The organism is Streptomyces botrytidirepellens (genome assembly GCF_003721215.1).
Taxonomy (GTDB): domain Bacteria; phylum Actinomycetota; class Actinomycetes; order Streptomycetales; family Streptomycetaceae; genus Streptomyces; species Streptomyces himastatinicus.
On sequence record NZ_RIBZ01000570.1, the window covers coordinates 1 to 3,545 of the forward strand.

The 3,545-nt window shown below is 65.9% G+C and carries 3 protein-coding genes and 2 pseudogenes; all 5 read right to left on the reverse strand.

What is annotated here, in order from left to right; all coding sequences use genetic code 11:
* Positions 1 to 1,549 (reverse strand): annotated as a pseudogene (locus tag EEJ42_RS32955) (type IV secretion protein Rhs); the annotation flags it as partial.
* A gap of 475 nt (positions 1,550 to 2,024) precedes the next feature.
* Positions 2,025 to 2,180, reverse strand: a pseudogene (locus EEJ42_RS54770) (HAD hydrolase-like protein); the annotation flags it as partial.
* A 39-nt stretch (positions 2,181 to 2,219) separates the two neighbouring features.
* Entirely contained in the window at positions 2,220 to 2,567 is a 348-nt protein-coding gene (locus EEJ42_RS52000; protein WP_221179454.1) for a hypothetical protein, read from the reverse strand.
* A gap of 79 nt (positions 2,568 to 2,646) precedes the next feature.
* Positions 2,647 to 3,117: a CDI toxin immunity protein gene (locus tag EEJ42_RS50405; protein WP_148082104.1), complete on the reverse strand. Its 471-nt coding sequence runs from the start codon at positions 3,115 to 3,117 to the stop codon at positions 2,647 to 2,649.
* A partial coding sequence (locus tag EEJ42_RS50410; RefSeq protein WP_148082105.1) for a hypothetical protein occupies positions 3,114 to 3,545 on the reverse strand: 432 nt, incomplete at its 5' end. The genes EEJ42_RS50405 and EEJ42_RS50410, both read right to left, overlap by 4 nt.

Here is a 3,545-nt window from a genome sequence, read left to right on the forward strand (position 1 = left end):
CTCGGTCCAGCCGGTGGCGCGGACCGTTGTCACGCGGCCTGCCGCGTCCAGGTCGAAGCTGCTCGGGCCGTTCAGACGGTCGTCGGTTGCGGTGACATTGCCGTCTGCTCGGTAGGTGTAGGTGCGGTACTGGATGGGGGTTTCGTCGGACACCCCAGCAAGGGACTGGGCGGTCAAGCGGCCCAGGGGGTCCCAGGTGTTGGTGACGGTGAGGGTGTCGCCGATGCGGCGGGTTGTCTCGCGGCCTGCCTCGTCGTGTTCGGAGGTCAGCGTGTGGCCACCGGCGGTGAGGGCGGTGCGGTTGCCTGCCGCGTCGTACGCGTACGTCGTCGTCGCGCCCGTCGGGGTGACGCGGCGGGTGCGGCGGCCCAGGGGGTCGTACGAGTGGGCCAATACGCGGCCGTTCACCATCTCGGACTTGATCCGGCCCAGGCGGTCGTGTTGGTAGACGACTTCGGTGTTGGGGCCGATAGCGGAGGTCAGGCGGCCCGCTGGGTCGTAGGTGAGGGTGGTCACCTGGTCGTCGGCGGTCTTGTGGGTGATCTGGCCTAGCGCGTCGTGTTCATACGTGACGGTCTGGCCCAGGGGGTTGGTTCGGTGGGTGAGTTGGCCCGCTGCGTCGTGTTCGTATGTGACCGTGCGGTCGTCGAAGTCCGTCTCGGAGGTCAGGCGGCCAGCGGGGTCGTACTCGTACGACCAGGTCAGGCCTTGCGGATTCGTGACCTGAGTGAGGCGCAGGGACGCGTCGTGCTCGAACTCGTACCGGACCCCGTCCGGGCCGGTGCGGGCCGCGAGGAGGTCGAAGTGGGTGTACTCGAAGACGGAGGTCCCGCCGATGGCGTCGGTGTGGGTCGTGCAGTTGCCTTCGCCGTCGTACGTCCAGCTCTCCGTGGAGCCGTCGGGGTTGGTGCGGCGGGTGAGCTTGCCTTCCACCGTCCAGGTGAGGTGGGTGGTGGACCCTAGCGCGTCGGTGATCGTGACGGGGCGGCCGAAGGCGTCGCGCTCGTAGCGGGTCACCGCGCCCAGCGGGTCGGTGATCTCCACCGGCAGGCCCGCCTTGTCGCAGCGGACCACCGTGGTTTCGCCCAGCGCGTTGGTGACCGACGACAGGTGGCCGTACGAGTCGTACGCGTAGTGCGTCGTGTGGCCCGCCGGGTCGGTGGCCGAGGTGCGGCGGCCCGCCTCGTCGAACGTCTGTGTCGAGGTGGCGCCGTCCGGGCCGGTGATGGACGTCGGCAGGCCGAGGTCGTTGTACGTCGCCGTCGACTCGCTGCCGTCCGGGGCGGTGATCCGGGTGAGGTGGCCCGTCGTACGTCAGATGAGTGGTGTGGCCCAGCGCGTCGGTACGGGACAGCAGCCGGTCGTGGCGGTCGTAGGTGGAACGGGTGGTGTGGCCCAGGGGGTTGGTCTCGGCGGCCACCTTCCCCGCGTCGTTGATGAAGTAGCGGGTGGTGTGGCCCTCGGGCGTGGTGACCCTCGTGACGCGGTGACCTGTTGCCTGGTCGACCTCGTCGTACGAGATGTGGATGGATACGTGGCCCGCCTCGCCGGGCACCTACACGGAGATGGTCAGCCGCCTCACTGAGCCCGTCCTGCTCACCCTCGCCGTCCTCGCCATGCGCAGCCGCATCAAACGCTGACAGCCACACCTGCGGCCACCTGCTCGGATGATGGCGAAGACCTCGGCGCGGGCGGCCGACCCTGCCCGGCCGGGCAGGAGGCGGGCTCTCGGCCGCGGTTGTCACAGCACGAGCCACGATGCGGCCGGGCCCGAGGTTGCTCCGGCAAGTCGGGGTTCGGCCGCGCCCGTTGTCGGGCCGTGTCAGCGAGCGGAGTCTTTGGCGCGTCACGGCCGCGATGGGTGTGCGCGAACGCCAGTCGGGCCTGCTCAGCAACCAGCCGGGCCAAGGACGTGCCCGCAGCGTTCGGTGAAGTCGGTGAGGCTCGCCAACACGATGTTCGGCCCCGGCCGCGCGCAGCTCATCGGCGGTGCTGCGGCCGCTGGCGACACCCACCGCCAGAGCGTCGGCCTCGCGGGCGCCGCGTACGTCGTGCGGCGTGTCCCCAATGACGACGGTCCGCTTGCCCTCGAAGGCGTGCCCGTACTTCTCCGCCGCCCGCTTGCGCGCCTGACGCACGAGCTCGGCCCGATCGCTGCTGTCGTAACTGTAGCCGCCCACCGCGAAGTCGAGCCCTTCGCCCAGGCCGAGCGCGGCCAGCTAGGTGATGGTGACCGGGCGAAGATTGCCGGTAACCGCCGACTGTACGGCGCGCCGCCCGGCACACGAGGCGATGGCCTCCCGAGCCCCGGGCAACACCACCCCGACCTCGCGCCTCTGCCCCTTCAGCTCTCCGGCTGCCGCCGTCAGTGCGGCATAGAAGTCGCCGAAGAGCGCTTCCGGCTCGTCAACGCCGTTGAGACGCAGCGTCTCCACCATGATGGCCTGCTCTGTGCGGCCGGCCATGGCTGCCAGCCCCTCGAGCTCTCGCCCGGTCACCTTCTCGAAGGCTCGCTCATAGAGGCTGCGACTCACCCCGCCCTTGATGCTGCCCAATGTCTGGTCCACGTCCAGAGGATCAGGACGGGCTCGGGGGCGCGGTCGGCAGGCATGGCGACCGCGTAGACGCGCGGGCCCCACGAAGCAGTTAGTTGTTCTTAGCTTCCTGGGGGATGTCGGCAACCGTCAGCTGCCCATCCTGGAGGCATTCCAAAATGAGTTGACGGTCGGGGGAAAATATCCAAAAGTCTGGGCCCACCTCCAGGATTTCCTGCGAATGATCGGCAGCAGATTTGGCGGAAAGGATCACTGATGGCATTACTAGTGTGCCCCAGAAGATGGTTACTTTCGATTCGGGGCGCAGTAGATTCGTCAGTAGTTCGCTGATTTTTCGTGCGCCATCCTCTTCATCTATAAACGACGAACGATCGGCGAAGTGAGCGTTCTCCCACTCAATCGTCCCAGCAGGTGCGTGAGGAAAGCGGTTCAAGCTGATCGATTCGAATTCTCGGGACTCATCGAGATCGAGAATATTGATCAAATCGCCTTCATGTGTATCGCTTTTCATGAATTTCGGAAGAAGGTCCCGACGAGTCCCGTAGGAGTTTTTCTTTGTCACGTATTCCTCTCCAATAGCTTTATGAGGTCGGCTTCTGAGCCGTTCCATGGCACTGCCCATTTTTGCCCAGATGAGCCCTTGCCGATCATGACATTAATGTGTGGGCCCTTTTCTGGGTCGAAGTCCATCCTGAACTGTTTGAATACTCCGTCCACTCTGGTTGTGAACCCGACGGTCTTATTGTAGGTCGACGGCGAACTCTCAAGTCGACCCACAAGCGGGACACGGGTGCCGGAGTCCACTTCCCCAAGCAAGTTCAATGCCTTATTGCGGGCCTGTTCGAAATTGTCGAACGGCTTGAGGACGATCTCTTTCCTGGGGCAGGGGCCTAGGCCAAGTGAATCTGTCCAGGTGTGGGGGTTGTGGACGTAGGTTGTGGGGTTGGGGGCGGGGGTTAGGCCTAGGGGGTCGGGGGAGAGGTAGCGGGC